The sequence below is a fragment of the Muricoccus pecuniae genome, from assembly GCF_014199205.1.
Lineage (GTDB): Bacteria > Pseudomonadota > Alphaproteobacteria > Acetobacterales > Acetobacteraceae > Roseomonas > Roseomonas pecuniae.
In genome coordinates, this window is the sequence record NZ_JACIJD010000005.1 from 43,969 (window position 1) to 57,676 (window position 13,708).

Consider the following 13,708-nt stretch of genomic DNA (forward strand, 5'->3'; position numbering starts at 1 on the left):
TCAGCCCTCGCGGATGAGGCAGGAGCGTGTGTGGAAGCGCCGCTCCCGCCCGTTGTCGAGGGAGAACATCCCCCCGCGCCCGGGGACGACGTCGATGACCAGTTCGGTGTGCTGCCACGCCTCGAATTGGGCGGCGCCGATGTAGAAGGGCGCGCCGCCGATCTCTCCGAGCAGCACGTCGCGGTCGCCGAGGATGAAGTCCGACTGCGGGTAGCACATGGGGGAGGAGCCGTCGCAGCAGCCGCCGGACTGGTGGAAGAGCACGGGGCCGTGCTCCGCCTGGATCTCCGCGATCAGGGCGAGGGCCTCGGGTGTGGCGCTGACGCGGCTCGCTGCTTCCGCCACGACCGGATCTCCTCAGTGGTGGAGAGGCGGCGAGGGCGCCAATGGCCCGCGCCGCCCCGGGACGGATCAGAAGAAGCCGAGCTTCTTCGGGCTGTAGCTGACGAGCATGTTCTTCGTCTGCTGGTAGTGGTCGAGCATCGCCCGGTGGTTCTCCCGCCCGATGCCGGACTGCTTGTAGCCGCCGAAGGCCGCGTGGGCGGGATAGGCGTGGTAGCAGTTCGTCCAGACGCGCCCGGCCTGGATGGCGCGGCCGAACCGGTAGGCGCGGTTCATGTCCCGCGTCCAGACGCCGGCACCGAGGCCGTAGAGCGTGTCGTTGGCGATGGACAGCGCCTCCTCGTCGTCCTTGAAGGTGGTCACGGAGACGACGGGGCCGAAGATCTCCTCCTGGAAGATCCGCATGCGGTTGTTTCCGCGGAAGACGGTGGGCTGCATGTAGTAGCCGCCCGCCAGCTCGCCCGGCAGGAGCTTGCGCTCGCCGCCCGTCAGGATCTCGGCGCCCTCCTGCTTGCCGATGTCGATGTAGCTCAGGATCTTCTCCAACTGCTCGCTGGAGGCCTGGGCGCCGATCATCGTGGCGGGGTCGAGCGGGTCGCCCTGCACGATGGCCTCCACCCGCTTGATCGCGCGCTCCATGAAGCGGTCGTAGAGGCTCTCATGGATGAGGGCGCGGGAGGGGCAGGTGCAGACCTCGCCCTGGTTGAGGGCGAACATGACGAAGCCCTCGATCGCCTTGTCCAGGAAGTCGTCCTCCTCGGCGGCGACGTCCTTGAAAAAGATGTTCGGCGACTTGCCGCCGAGCTCCAGCGTCACGGGGATAAGGTTCTGGCTGGCATACTGCATGATCAGCCGGCCCGTCGTCGTCTCGCCGGTGAAGGCGATCTTGGCGATGCGCGGGCTGGTCGCCAGCGGCTTGCCCGCCTCCAGCCCGAAGCCGTTGACGATGTTGAGCACGCCCGGCGGCAGGATGTCGGCGATCAGCTCCGCCCAGACGAGGATGGAGGCCGGGGTCTGCTCGGCCGGCTTCAGCACAACGCAGTTGCCGGCGGCCAGGGCGGGGGCGAGCTTCCAGCAGGCCATCAGCAGCGGGAAGTTCCAGGGAATGATCTGGCCCACGACGCCCAGCGGCTCGTGGAAGTGGTAGGCGATGGTGTCGTGGTCGATCTCGCTGAGCGTGCCCTCCTGCGCGCGGATGCAGCCGGCGAAGTAGCGGAAATGATCGATGGCGAGCGGGAGGTCGGCGGCCGTCGTCTCGCGGATAGGCTTGCCGTTGTCGAGCGTCTCGGCCCGGGCGAGGAGGTCCAGGTTGTCCTCCATCCGCTGGGCGATGGCATTCAGCATCCGGGCGCGCTCGGCGGCGCTGGTGCGGCCCCAGGCCTCGCGGGCGGCGTGCGCGGCGTCCAGCGCGCGGTCGATGTCGGTGGCGTCGGAGCGCGCGACCTCGCAGAGGACGCGGCCGTTGACGGGGGAGGTGTTGGCGAAGCTCTGCCCGCTCGCCGCCTCCACCCATTGCCCGCCGATGAAGTTGCCGTAGCGCCGCTTGAACGGCGAATCCGCCACCTGGAGCCCGTCGATCTTGGTCATGCTTTCCTCCGTGCGTGCTTGATGCCTCGCATCCCGGTCAGGCTGGGGCAGGAGCCCCCGCCCTGTCATCCCGCTATCGGACCGACTTGTCGCAGATCTGCGACAGGGAAGGCGTCAGTGCGCGCCGCGCAGGCCGAGGCGGCGGAGCTTGCGGTGCAGCGTGGCCCGGCTGATTCCCAGCGCTCCGGCCGCGGCGGAGACATTGCCGCCCGCCCGGGCGAGGGCCCTTTGCAGGGCGCTGCGCTCGGCTTGCAGGAGGTCCGTTGCGGCGGGCGCGCCGGCGCTGAGAAGGTCGGCCGCCGGCAAGGGCCGGCGCAGCGCCTCGGCCGTGATGCCGAGCGCCTGCCGCGCCGCGCGCGTGGCCCCGACAACGAGGTCGTCCGCATCGATCGCGAGAAGGGCGGCGCCGGCGCGGTCCTCGACCAGCACGATGCGGGCGTGGGGGAAGGCCTGGCGGAATCCCCGCTCCTCGATCCGGCGCGCGGCATCGGCGGCGGCGGCGGCGATCAGCCCCGTCACCGCCTCGGTCGTGTCGGCCCGGCAGGAGGAGACGTCGAGCGCGCCCGCGATCGCGCCCTCATGGTCGAAGATCGGCACGGTCGTGCAGCTGAGCGCGGCGTTGCGGGAGTGGAAGTGCTGGTCCCGGTGGATCGTCAGCGCCCGGCCCTCAGCGAGGCAGGTGCCGATGCCGTTGGTGCCCTCGCTCTCCTCGCTCCAGACCGTGCCGGTCCAGAGGCCCCATTTGCGGAACTGGGCGTCGTCCCCGCCATGGCCGCGGCGCTCCACGGGGATGCTGCTGCGATCGGTGAGCAGGACGCAGCAGCCGATGCCGCCGACGGCCTGGAAGAGCCGGTCCATGCTCGGCTGGGCCAGGCGAATGAGCGGCTCCATCCGCTCGCGGGCCAGGCGCAGCTCCGGCTCGGTCAGGTTCCTCGGCGGGCGATGGTTCTCGGGGTCCAGCCCGTAGAGGGCGATGGACCGCCGCCAGGAGGCCGCGATGGCGGAACGGGCCGCGGCGCCGTCCTGCAAGGCCGCGTGGACCCGTTCGGCATGGGGCCGCTCCGCTGTCCCGTGCATGTCTCCTCCGTCGGCGGGTGTTGACCCTGCCTGAGCGGTCGGGAGGCTAGCATGAGGCCTCGGGAGGGGAGGAAGCGGTTTCCGCCCCTCTCCCGCAGCGGGACTGGCCCGGCTGTCTCAGCCCACCGCTTCGGGGCGAAGCGGCTGCGAGGCGCGCTCCGCCAGGCCGCGCACGACCTGGGCGAGGGCGTTCTCGAGCTGCCGCAGCAGCGTCGAGGCCTCGACGGCGTCGAATTCGGAGACGACGACCTGGTCCGGCATGTCATGGACCAGAACGACACGGCCAGCGATGGCCTGGGCTCGGAATGTGCTCATGGGGGAAGCCTAGCGAATCCCCGGCGCGTTTTCACATATCCGTGATGTTACACATTTCACCTGTTGCAATGACGACACACGGGGGGAGGCCGGCGGGGAAACATGCCCCTGCACACGGCGTTGAAGGCCTTAACAAAGGAGACCTCATGCCGACCGACCCCCTCCGATACGAGCCCGGCCTGGAACACCCGGAGCCTGCCGAGGGGGAGACCACGCGGGAGCTGGTCGAGACCATGAGGGGCATCGTCGAGACCACCTTCAAGGATTACGGCTACCCCGTCCGCAGCGTGCACGCGAAGAGCCACGGCTTCCTGCGCGGCGAGATCGAGGTGCTCGGCGGCCTGCCGCCTGCCCTTGCGCAGGGGCTGTTCGCCAGGCCCGGGCGCTTCCCCGTGGTGATGCGCTTCTCCACCAACCCCGGCGACCTGCTGGACGACAGCGTCTCCGTCCCCCGCGGCCTCGCCCTGAAGGTGGTGGGGGTGGAGGGCGAGCGGCTTCCCGGCGCGGAGGGACAGGCGACGCAGGATTTCGTCATGGCCAATGCCCCCGCCTTCGCGGCGGCGACGGCCAAGGCCTTCCTCGGCAGTGCGAAGATGCTGGCGAAGACGACCGACATGCCGCAGGGCTTCAAGAAGGCAGTCTCGGCGGTGCTGCGCGGCACGGAGGCGGCGATCGAGGCGGTGGGCGGCAAGAGCGCGACGGTCACGCAGCTCGGCGGCCACCCTAACACGCATATCCTCGGCGAGACCTTCTACAGCCAGACGCCCTATCGCCACGGCGACTTCATCGCGAAGTACAGCATCGCCCCCGTCTCGCCCGAGTTGCGCGCGCTGACCGGGCGGAAGGTGGAGGTGTCCGGCCGTCCCGAGGCGCTGCGCGAGGAGGTGACGGACTTCTTCGCCGCCCATGGAGGCGAGTGGGAACTCCGGGCGCAGCTCCTCACCGATCCCGAGGCGATGCCGGTCGAGGACGCTTCCGTGCCCTGGCCGGAGGAGGCGAGCCCCTACCTGGCCCTCGCACGCATCACCGTCCGCCGGCAGCCGGCCTGGAACGAGGAGCGGTCGCGGGCAGTCGATCTCGGCATGTCCTTCAGCCCCTGGCACGGCCTGGCCGCGCACCGTCCGCTGGGCTCCATCAACCGCGCCCGCAAACCCGCCTACGAGATGTCCTCCGGCTTCCGCGCGAGCCACAGTGGCTGCCCCATGCACGAGCCGCGCGTGGCGGATGACATCCCGATCTAGAGGAGCCGCCCCATGGCCAAGCGTCCCGTGAGCACGAAGCCCTATTCCGGGCCCGCCGGCGGCTGGGGCTCGTTCCGCTCCGTCGAGAGCATCCTCCTGCAGGAGGAGCGCATCGCGACGGGCAATGCGGTGCTGCTGAAGCAGAACAAGCCCGGCGGCTATTCCTGCGTCTCCTGCTCCTGGGCGAAGCCGCGCGAGCCGCTGCCCTTCGAGTACTGCGAGAACGGCGCCAAGGCGACGGCCTGGGAGATCACGCGCAAGCGCTTGCCGGACGACTTCTTCGAGACGCACACGCTCACCGAGCTTCTCTCCTGGTCCGACCACGACCTCGAGGCGATCGGGCGGCTGACGCGTCCCATGCGCCTCGACCGCGCGCGGGACCGCTGGGTTCCCGTCGCCTGGGAGGACGCCTTCCGCGAGATCGGGGCGGAACTGCGCGGCATGGATCCCCGGCGCACGATCTTCTACGCCTCCGGCCGCGCCTCGCTCGAGACCTCCTACATCTACGGCCTCTTCGCGCGGCTCTACGGGCACAACAACCTGCCGGACAGCTCGAATATGTGCCACGAGAGCACGTCCGTCGCGCTGCCCCAGGCCATCGGGGCGCCAGTCGGGACGGTGCAGCTCGAGGATTTCCGGGATACCGCCTGCATCCTCTCCTTCGGGCAGAATGTCGGCTCCAACTCGCCGCGCATGCTGCACCCCCTGCAGGAGGCGGCGAAGCGCGACGTGCCGATCATCACCTTCAACCCGCTGAAGGAGCGCGGCTGGGAGCGCTTCACCAACCCGCAATCGCCGCAGGAGATGCTGACGCTGAAGGAGACGCGCATCTCCTCCCAGTACCACCAGCTCCGCGCGGGCGGGGACATCGCGGCCATCACCGGCATGTGCAAGGCGCTGGTCGAGGCCGACGACAAGGCGATGGCGGCGGGCCGCGCCCCGATCCTCGACCACGCCTTTATCCAGCAGCACACCCACGGCTTCGATTCCTTCGCCGCCTGGTGCCGCGCCCAGGACTGGGCGGAGCTGGAGCGCTGGTCCGGCCTGGCGCGGCAGGCGATGATGGATGCGGCGAGCGTCTACGGCGCGGCGCGCTCGGCCATCGGCATCTACGGGATGGGGCTGACGCAGCACAAGAAGGGCGTCGAGAACGTCCGCATGCTGGTCAACCTGCTCCTGCTGCGCGGCAATATCGGCAAGCCCGGCGCGGGCATCCTTCCCGTGCGCGGCCATTCCAACGTGCAGGGCCAGCGCACCGTCGGCATCACGGAGAAGCCCGAGCTGGTGCCGATGGACGGGCTGGCCGAACAGTACGGCTTCGAGCCGCCGCGCGACACCGGCATGAACACGGTGGAGGCCTGCGAGGCGATCCTGGAGGGGCGCGTCCAGGCCTTCCTCGGCCTCGGCGGGAACTTCCTCCGCGCCGTGCCGGAGACGCAGCGCATGGAGGCGGCCTGGCCCGGCATCCGGCTGACGGTGCAGGTGGCGACGAAGCTGAACCGCAACCACCTCATCAACGGGGAGGTCGCCTATCTCCTGCCCTGCCTCGGCCGGCTGGAGGTGGATGCGCAGGCGGGCGGCGAGCAGGCCGTGACCTGCGAGGACACGATGACGCATATCCACGCCTCGCGCGGGACCGTGGCCCCGGCCTCGCCGCACCTGCTCTCGGAGCCGGCCATCGTCGCGGGCATCGCCAAGGCCACGCTGCCGCCCAACCCGCGCGTGACCTGGGACGAGTGGATGGGTGATTACGGCCGCATTCGCGACGCGATCGAGGCGAGCTATCCCGAGATCTTCAAGGACTTCAACCGGCGCATGGACGAGCCAGGCGGCTTCGCCCGGCCGCTCGCCGCGCGGCAGCGGGAGTGGCAGACCGAGACGGGGAAGGCGAACTTCCTCGTGCCCGCCGGGTTCCGCACCGACCTCGGCACGGATCTCGACGATCCCGAGATCCTTCAGCTCATCACGCTCCGCTCGAACGACCAGTTCAACACGACGATCTACGGCTATGACGACCGCTTCCGCGGGATCAGCGGCACGCGGGAGGTGCTGCTGATGAACCGCGCCGACGCATCCCGCCTCGGCCTGAAGGAGGGCGACACCGTCTCGCTCACGACCGCGGTTGACGACAACGTGCTGCGCCAGGTCCACGGCTTGCGGGTGGTGCCCTACGACATCCCGCAGGGCGCAGTCGGTGGCTACTACCCCGAGTGCAACCCGCTCATCCCGCTCTGGCACTATGCCGAGGGGAGCAAGGTGCCGGCGGCGAAGTCCGTGCCGGTGCGCATCCGCCGGCAGGAAGCGCGGATGGCGGCCGAGTAGGCCGCCGGCAGGGGAGGGCGGTGCCTATCCGATGAGGAAGCACCGCCCGATGGAATCACCCAGCCGCTGGTTGCCGGAGATCACCTCCGCGAGCAGCTCGGCCAGGGCGCCATCCATCAGCCGCGCCGGCGTGTGCTCCACGCAACGGCCGCGCAGCGCGGCGGCGAGGCGGCGGCAGGCCACGCGGTCCTCGCCGTCCGACATGGCGAGCACGCTGAGGATGTCGTTCACCTCCTCGTAGCAGGCGCTGACGGAGCGCGGGTATTCCGGGCGCATCAGCAGGAGCTCCACCACGCGGAGGGGGCGCAGCCTCTCCCGGAACAGGTGCTGGTAGGCGCGCAGGGCGGCAACGGATCGCAGCAGGCCCTGCCACTGCGCGTAGTTCTCGGGGGCGTTCTCCGTCTCCGTGCCGAAGGCGGCGCTGTGGGCGGCGAGCAGGCGAACCGTGTTGTCCGCACGCTCCAGCATCGTGCCGAGGCGGACGAAGCGCCAGGCATCGTCACGCAGCATCGTGTCCATAGCGGCGCCGTTGAACAGCACCGCGCGGGAGAGCACCCAGTCGTTGAAGCCCATCAGCCTGTCGCCGCCGGCCTCGTGCGGGTCGAGCTTGCGGAGGTCGATCCAGGTGTCGTTCACCGCCTCCCACATGTCCACGGTCAGGGCGGTGCGCACGGCGCGCGCGTTGCGCCGCGCGGACTCGAAGCAGGAGGCGATGGAGGAGAGATTGAGCGTGTCCAGGGTGAGCCAGCGCGCCACCTGCTCCGGGGTGGGGTCGCCGTAGAGCTGCTCGTAATGCTCGGCCGAGCCGGTCGCGTCCAGCAGCGCTGACCACTCGGCCAGCTCCGTGCCGCGCGGCGCGGCGAGGGAGGCCATGCGCAACGTCGCGTTCAGCGCGCGCGCCACGTTGCCCGCGCGCTCCATGTAGCGCCCGAGCCAGAAGAGGCTGTCCGCCGTGCGAGCGAGCATCAGACCCCCTTCCCCAGGCTCTGGGTCATGCCGCCCATGCTCTGCGCCATTCCTTCCGGCCCTATGGACTGGGACATCGGGGGCGGGTCCTGTTCCAGCACCCAGGTATCCTTCGTGCCGCCGCCCTGAGAGGAGTTCACGACGAGCGATCCCTCCCGCAGGGCCACGCGCGTCAGCCCGCCCGGAACGATCCGCACCTGGTCGCGGCCGAAGAGGATGAAGGGGCGGAGATCGACGTGGCGCGGCGCCATGCCGCTCTCGCAGAGCGTCGGCACGGTGGAGAGGGCAAGGGTGGGCTGGGCGATGTAGTCGCCCGGCTTCTCGCGGATGCGGGCGGCGAAGTCGGCGCGCTGCTCGGCCGTGCTGTGCGGGCCGACGAGCATGCCGTAGCCGCCCGACCCGCGCGCGAGCTTCACCACCAGATCCCCCATGTGGTCGAGGACATAGGCGCGGTCCTCCTCCCGCTCGCACATATAGGTCGGCACGTTGCGCAGGATCGGCTCCTCGGAGAGGTAGAAGCGGATCATCTCGGGCACGAAGGGATAGACGGCCTTGTCGTCGGCGACGCCCGCGCCGGGGGCGTTGGCGAGCGTCACGCGCCCCGCGCGGTAGGCGGCCATGAGGCCGGGCACGCCGAGCATGGAGTCCGGGCGGAAGACCTGGGGATCGAGGAACTCGTCGTCCACGCGGCGGTAGATCACGTCCACGCGGCGCGGGCCGGCGGTGGTGCGCATGAACACCGTGTCGTCGCGCACGAAGAGATCGGCGCCCTCCACCAGTTCCACGCCCATCTCGTCGGCGAGGAAGGAGTGCTCGTAATAGGCGGAGTTGAAGGGGCCGGGGGTCAGCACCACCACCGTCGGCTCGCCCTGGCAGGCGGGAGGGGCGAGGGACTTGAGCGTCTCCAGCAACTCCTCCGGGTAGTGGCTGACGGGCGCGATGCGGTGCGCGGCGCAGAGATTGGGAAGGAGGCGCATCATCGCCTCCCGGTTCTCCAGCATGTAGGAGACGCCGGAGGGAACGCGGCAGTTGTCCTCCAGCACGAAGAACTCCTCCGGCCCCGTGCGCACGAGATCGATGCCGGAGATGACGGTGTAGACGCCGCCTGGGGGGGTGAAGCCCTCCATGATCTCGCGGTAGCCCTCGTTCTTCAGCACCAGCTCGGCCGGGATCAGTCCGGCTTGGAGGATGCGGCGGGGGCCGTAGATGTCGGCGAGGAAGGCGTTGAGGGCGCGCACGCGCTGCTCCAGCCCGCGGCGCAGCGCGTCCCACTCCGCGCGGGCGATGACGCGGGGGATGACGTCGAAGGGGATCAGGCGCTCGGGGTCGCCCCCCTGGGTGTAAACGGCGAAGGTGACGCCGATGCGACGGAACAGCACCTCCGCCTCGCGGCGCTTCGACTCCAGCTCACTCCCGCCGGCGGCCTCGAGGTAACGCGCGATCCCGGCATAGGCGGGGCGGATGCGGCCCCCCTCATTCATCTCGTCGAAGGCGGGCACCCTGTCCTCCGTATGGCGTGGTCCGGATATGCGGCCAGCTCAGTGGGTTCAGCAAGAGGCGTGCCGGGCGGGTGGGAGGAGCGTTCCGCCCCTTGGCACGCCTTCCTTCCGCAAGGCGTTTAAGGGGGGGCGGGTTTCATGGACCCCCACGCTAAGGGTGCGACGAGGGTGGGTCAGGTTTTCACGGAACGGTGAAGGCTCCGTTCTTGCTCAATCGTTCTTGTTTTGTTCATATCTGTGCATGCGATACCTCCATGCAGCGACCCGCCCGGTCATCCCGAACGACGCGTTGCGCGAAGCCATGATGGCCTTCGTCATCGCTTTCCCCGTTTTCTGGGCACTGGGCGAGGTGGCCGTCGCGCTGGGCTACTAGGAGCGGACGGCGGCTGTTCACCCCGGCGGGCCGAGGGCGAGCTAGCCGTCATCCTCCGGCTCGGCACCCGGCCGCCCTGTGGCGTGCCGCCAATAATGCCAGAGAAGCCGGGCGGCCAGGGAGCGGAAGGGCCGCCACTCCTCGGCCGCCGCGGCGAGGGCGGCAGGGGTGGGCCGTGCGGGCAGGCCCCGCAGCCCGGCCAGGGCGGCGGCGAGCGCGAGGTCGCCCGCGGGGAAGATGTCCGGCCGGTCCTCGGCAAAGAGGAGATGAACCCCGGCGGTCCACCGCCCGAGCCCGCGCACGGCGCAGAGATGGGCGATCGCCTCCTCGTCCCCCATGCCGGGCAGGAAATCCAGCCGCAGCCGGCCCTCCAGGACCGCGGCGGCAAGGCTTCGCGCATGCGCCGCCTTCGGGCGCGAGAGCCCGGCCACCCCGCAGAGCGCCGCATCGTCCAGCGCCAGCAGCCCCGCGGGCTCCAGCGCGCCGGGAAGGGCGCGAAGCCGGGCCCAGATGGCGGCCGCTGCCTGGTTGCTGATCTGCTGGCCGCAGATGGTGCGGAGAAGGCCCGGGAAGCCCGGCGGGCGCCGACGCCAGGGCAGGGGGCCGCAGCGCTCCGGGACCGAGCCCAGGGCGGGGTCCGACAGGAGAAGGGCGGCGAGGCCGCGCTCGGCCCAGCCGGGAGGTGAGGTCATCGCGCGGGGAGGTGGACGGCGGCGGGGGCCGCGACAAGGGGGGATGCAGGTCACCCCGCCGCCGTTCCTGCGACGATGCCCGGGGGATTGGGGGGAGGGCACCGCCGTTGACGCCTATCTGGGGATGGGCCCCGCGACTCCAAGCCCGGCTCCCGCTCCGTTGAAACGGTGGGAAACGGGAAGGGCGCCCGACATGGATTGTAACAACCCGACCGGCGACACCGGCCGCGGGCGCGCTATGTAACAGCCATGGAACCCGCCCCGCACATCCTGGTCGTCGACGACGACCGCGAGATCCGCGAGTTGCTCGCCCGCTTCCTGGAGAAGCAGGGATTCCGCGTGACCACGGCGCGGGAGGCGCGGGAGGCGCGGAAGGTCTGGCCCCTCGGCCGCTACCACATCGTCGTCCTCGACCTCATGATGCCCGGCGAGTCCGGCCTCGACTTCGCGCGCTGGCTGCGCGGCCAGTCGGACGTGCCGATCGTGATGCTCACCGCCATGGGGGAGGAGACGGACCGCATCGTCGGGCTGGAACTCGGGGCCGACGACTACGTGGCCAAGCCCTTCAACCCCCGGGAGCTGCTGGCCCGCATCCGCGCCGTGATGCGACGTGCCCATGGCGAGGGCACCCGCCGCGACCCTCTGCCCAGCGCCATCCACTTCGGCGGCTGGACGCTGGAGCCGCAGCGCCGGCGCCTGCTGAACCCCGACGGCGCGGAGGTCTCCCTTACCGGCGGCGAGTACGAGCTGCTGACCGTGCTGGTGGAGCGCCCCAACCGGGTGCTCACCCGCGACATGCTGATGGACCTCCTGCGCGGCCGGCAGGCCGGGCCCTTCGACCGCGCGATCGACGTCGCCGTCTCCCGGCTGCGGCGCAAGCTGGAGGATGACGGGCGCAACCCGAGCCTCATCAAGACCGTGCGCGGCGGCGGCTACGTCCTCGCCGCCGATGTCGAGCGCGCGGCCTGATGCGCGCGCCGCTGTGAGGACTCCTCTGCGCCGCGTCCTGCCGGGCACGCTGGCGGGGCGGACGGCGCTCTTCCTGCTGCTCGCCCTGATGGCCGTGCAGGCGGCGGGGCTGACCATCCACGCGCTGGACCGCGTGGACCTGCAGCGCGCGGCGATCGAGCGCGAGGTCTCGGCCCGCATCTTCGGCCTCTGGCGCGCCCTCGTCGTCGCCACGCCCGAGCGCCGCGCCTCGATCCTGGGCGACATCGAGCTGCCGCAGGGGCTGGAGGCCTCGCTGGACGAGCAGCCGACGGTGCGGGTGGGAATGCTCCCCGCGCCGCCGCCCGCGCTGCGCATGGTGCGGCCGGAGATGCTGATCGGCGGCCCGCCGCGGCTCCGCCCACGCGAGATCCAGGCGGGGATGCGCTTCGGCACGCTCTACGCCGCGCTGCTGATGCCGGACGGCACGGCCTGGCTCAATGTCAGCATCCACCTGCCGCCGCCGCGTCCCTGGCACTCCCCCACCTTCCTCATCGCCTTCCTGCTGATGACGGTGGCGGCGGCGCTGCTGATCGTCTGGGCCACGCGCCGGCTGACGCGCCCCGTGCGGGACCTCGCCCAGGCGGCGAACGCGCTGGGGCGGGACGTGAACGCGCCGCCCCTGCCCGAGGACGGCCCGCGCGAGGTCGCGACCGCCGCCCACGCCTTCAACACCATGGCCGCGCGCATCCGCCGCTTCGTCGGCGACCGGACGCAGATGCTGGCCGCGATCGGCCACGACCTCCGCACCCCCATCACCCGGCTGAAGCTGCGCGCCGAGTTCATGGACGACGACGAGCAGCGCGCGAAGATGCTCGCCGACCTGGAGGAGATGGAGGCGATGATCAACGCCACCCTCGCCTTCGCGCGGGACGACGCGGCGGCCGAGCCCTCCGTCCCGCTGGACCTCGCCGCCCTCTGCCGCACCGTGCTCGACGAGGCGGCCGATGCCCGGCCCGAGGCCGAGGCGGAGAGCTTCTTCTATACCGGGCCGGAGCGGCTGACCGTGCGGGGCCGCCCGATCGCCCTCAAGCGCGCGCTGGCCAACCTCGTCGCCAATGCCGCGAACTACGGCGGCACCGCGCGGGTGGTGCTGGAGCCGCCCGCGGGCGGGGGGATCCGCCTGCGCGTGGAGGATGACGGGCCGGGCATCCCGCCCGAGAGCCAGGAGGCGGTGTTCCAGCCCTTCCGCCGGCTGGAAGCGAGCCGCAACCGCGAGACGGGCGGCGTCGGCCTCGGCCTGCCCATCGCGCGCAACATCCTGCGCGCGCATGGCGGGGACGTGGTGCTGCGGAACCGGGAGGGCGGCGGGCTGGCGGCGGTGGTGACCCTGCCGGCCTAGCCCGCCGGGCACCGGGTGCTTGGTGCCGGCCTCGCCGGATAGATACTTGGTGCCGGCCTCGCCGGCCGGGGGGGGCTCAGCCTGGCTCGAAGTCCCGCGGCCGCAGGCGGGTGAGGTGGGCCTCACTCGCCCGGTCCCCGATCCGGCCGCGATGGTAGTCGCGCTGCCATCCCTGGGCCCGCGCCTCGCTGCCCGGCTCCTTCAGCCCGGCGTTGAAGGCCGTGCGGGAGCGGCTCCACTCCCGGTGCGCGGCCTCCAGCTCCGGCTCGGCCGCGATGGGCCGGATGGTCGGGCGGACGCGCGCGATCAGGTCCCGCGGGATGGGAAAGATCGTGCAGACCGGCTCGCCCGGCGCGAAGCGGACGGGATGGTTCGGCCGGGTGAAGCGCCAGTTCATGGTGAAGGTGGCCGGCGACCAGTCCGTCTCCACGATGCCGGTGAGCGGCGCGATGCCGTCCTTCCACGCATTCACCGGGCCCGAGACCCAGAGGCTCGTCCCGGGATCGGTGCGAAAGAGGAGATCGATGTGGAAGGTGAGGATGCCCGCGCCGAAATGGCTGGTGGGGGTAGGGCCGCCCGGGCGCTCGGTGCGGATGGTGATGTCGCCGGCCCCGGGGCCGCCGTTCCACCAGGCCTCGAAGGCGCCCTCGCCGACCACGTCCCAGCCATGGGCGTTGGCGATGGTGAGCGGCAGGCAGCGGTTGGCGAAGCCGGCGGGCGTCGCGTCCATCCAGTCCCGCCGCGCGGGGGAGGGGCGCAGGCGGGGCGGGGGCGTGCCGAGGCTGTGGGCGGTGAGCCGGATCGGGGCCGGCTCCTCCGCCGCGGGCGGGTTCCCGGCCGTCACCCCGGCGGGAGCCGCCCCCCGGTCCGCGCCCAGATCCGCGCCCAGACCTGCGCCCAGATCCGGGCCGGCGATCCCGGAGCCGGGCGGCTCCGCCTCGGCGGCTGGCAGCCCCTCCGCCATG

13 protein-coding genes are annotated in these 13,708 nt (G+C 71.4%); 5 read left to right on the forward strand and 8 right to left on the reverse strand.

What is annotated here, in order from left to right; translation table 11 throughout:
• From FHS87_RS06785 to FHS87_RS06800, 4 genes are all read right to left on the reverse strand, one after another.
• Positions 1–345, reverse strand: coding sequence for a DUF779 domain-containing protein (locus FHS87_RS06785; RefSeq protein WP_184515342.1), 345 nt, complete (start codon positions 343–345; stop codon positions 1–3).
• A gap of 66 nt (positions 346–411) precedes the next feature.
• The gene (gene adh / locus FHS87_RS06790; protein ID WP_184515345.1) at positions 412–1,929 is read right to left on the reverse strand and encodes an aldehyde dehydrogenase; all 1,518 of its coding nucleotides are present in this window, start codon (positions 1,927–1,929) and stop codon (positions 412–414) included.
• A gap of 114 nt (positions 1,930–2,043) precedes the next feature.
• A complete protein-coding gene (locus FHS87_RS06795; RefSeq protein WP_184515349.1) occupies positions 2,044–3,006 on the reverse strand; it encodes a GAF domain-containing protein in 963 nt (320 codons plus the stop codon).
• A 117-nt stretch (positions 3,007–3,123) separates the two neighbouring features.
• The gene (locus FHS87_RS06800) at positions 3,124–3,321 is read right to left on the reverse strand and encodes a hypothetical protein (protein ID WP_184515351.1); all 198 of its coding nucleotides are present in this window, start codon (positions 3,319–3,321) and stop codon (positions 3,124–3,126) included.
• Between the two features lie 146 nt (positions 3,322–3,467).
• Here FHS87_RS06800 and FHS87_RS06805 point away from each other — a divergent pair, with 146 nt between their 5' ends.
• Positions 3,468–4,562: a catalase family protein gene (locus FHS87_RS06805; RefSeq protein ID WP_184515355.1), complete on the forward strand. Its 1,095-nt coding sequence runs from the start codon at positions 3,468–3,470 to the stop codon at positions 4,560–4,562.
• Between the two features lie 12 nt (positions 4,563–4,574).
• Complete coding sequence (locus tag FHS87_RS06810; protein ID WP_184515358.1) at positions 4,575–6,884, forward strand: FdhF/YdeP family oxidoreductase; 2,310 nt, start codon at positions 4,575–4,577, stop codon at positions 6,882–6,884.
• Positions 6,885–6,908: 24 nt separating this feature from the next.
• Here the strand turns inward: FHS87_RS06810 and FHS87_RS06815 are convergent, their stop codons facing one another.
• Both FHS87_RS06815 and FHS87_RS06820 read right to left on the reverse strand, forming a co-directional pair.
• Entirely contained in the window at positions 6,909–7,850 is a 942-nt protein-coding gene (locus FHS87_RS06815) for an alpha-E domain-containing protein (protein WP_184515361.1), read from the reverse strand.
• Entirely contained in the window at positions 7,850–9,349 is a 1,500-nt protein-coding gene (locus FHS87_RS06820) for a circularly permuted type 2 ATP-grasp protein (RefSeq protein ID WP_456306606.1), read from the reverse strand. The genes FHS87_RS06815 and FHS87_RS06820 overlap by 1 nt, the downstream gene beginning before the upstream one ends.
• A 241-nt stretch (positions 9,350–9,590) precedes the next feature.
• Here FHS87_RS06820 and FHS87_RS24180 point away from each other — a divergent pair, with 241 nt between their 5' ends.
• Positions 9,591–9,722, forward strand: a complete 132-nt coding sequence (locus FHS87_RS24180; protein ID WP_281394321.1) for a hypothetical protein — start codon at positions 9,591–9,593, stop codon at positions 9,720–9,722.
• A gap of 41 nt (positions 9,723–9,763) precedes the next feature.
• On the opposite strand, the gene FHS87_RS06825 is transcribed toward FHS87_RS24180, so the two are convergent.
• Positions 9,764–10,468: a DNA-3-methyladenine glycosylase family protein gene (locus FHS87_RS06825; RefSeq protein ID WP_221299631.1), complete on the reverse strand. Its 705-nt coding sequence runs from the start codon at positions 10,466–10,468 to the stop codon at positions 9,764–9,766.
• Positions 10,469–10,663: 195 nt separating this feature from the next.
• Between FHS87_RS06825 and FHS87_RS06830 the strand changes: the two genes are divergently transcribed.
• Positions 10,664–11,383 carry a response regulator gene (locus tag FHS87_RS06830; protein ID WP_184515364.1) on the forward strand — a complete coding sequence of 240 codons (720 nt, stop codon included), beginning with the start codon at positions 10,664–10,666 and terminating at the stop codon, positions 11,381–11,383.
• Positions 11,384–11,396: 13 nt separating this feature from the next.
• The gene (locus FHS87_RS06835) at positions 11,397–12,743 is read left to right on the forward strand and encodes an ATP-binding protein (protein ID WP_312861901.1); all 1,347 of its coding nucleotides are present in this window, start codon (positions 11,397–11,399) and stop codon (positions 12,741–12,743) included.
• A 76-nt stretch (positions 12,744–12,819) separates the two neighbouring features.
• On the opposite strand, the gene FHS87_RS06840 is transcribed toward FHS87_RS06835, so the two are convergent.
• Complete coding sequence (locus tag FHS87_RS06840) at positions 12,820–13,707, reverse strand: DUF6065 family protein (protein WP_221299633.1); 888 nt, start codon at positions 13,705–13,707, stop codon at positions 12,820–12,822.
• Between the last annotated feature and the right edge of the window lies 1 nt (position 13,708).

What these genes read in the sequence shown, in the direction of transcription:
- adh (WP_184515345.1), bottom strand. Translation starts at nt 1,929, where the DNA reads ATGACCAAGATCGACGGGCTCCAGGTGGCGGATTCGCCGTTCAAGCGG.
- FHS87_RS06810 (WP_184515358.1), top strand. Translation starts at nt 4,575, where the DNA reads ATGGCCAAGCGTCCCGTGAGCACGAAGCCCTATTCCGGGCCCGCCGGC.
- FHS87_RS06840 (WP_221299633.1), bottom strand. Translation starts at nt 13,707, where the DNA reads ATGGCGGAGGGGCTGCCAGCCGCCGAGGCGGAGCCGCCCGGCTCCGGG.
- FHS87_RS06815 (WP_184515361.1), bottom strand. Translation starts at nt 7,850, where the DNA reads ATGCTCGCTCGCACGGCGGACAGCCTCTTCTGGCTCGGGCGCTACATG.
- FHS87_RS06795 (WP_184515349.1), bottom strand. Translation starts at nt 3,006, where the DNA reads ATGCACGGGACAGCGGAGCGGCCCCATGCCGAACGGGTCCACGCGGCC.
- FHS87_RS06800 (WP_184515351.1), bottom strand. Translation starts at nt 3,321, where the DNA reads ATGAGCACATTCCGAGCCCAGGCCATCGCTGGCCGTGTCGTTCTGGTC.
- FHS87_RS24180 (WP_281394321.1), top strand. Translation starts at nt 9,591, where the DNA reads ATGCGATACCTCCATGCAGCGACCCGCCCGGTCATCCCGAACGACGCG.
- FHS87_RS06830 (WP_184515364.1), top strand. Translation starts at nt 10,664, where the DNA reads ATGGAACCCGCCCCGCACATCCTGGTCGTCGACGACGACCGCGAGATC.
- FHS87_RS06805 (WP_184515355.1), top strand. Translation starts at nt 3,468, where the DNA reads ATGCCGACCGACCCCCTCCGATACGAGCCCGGCCTGGAACACCCGGAG.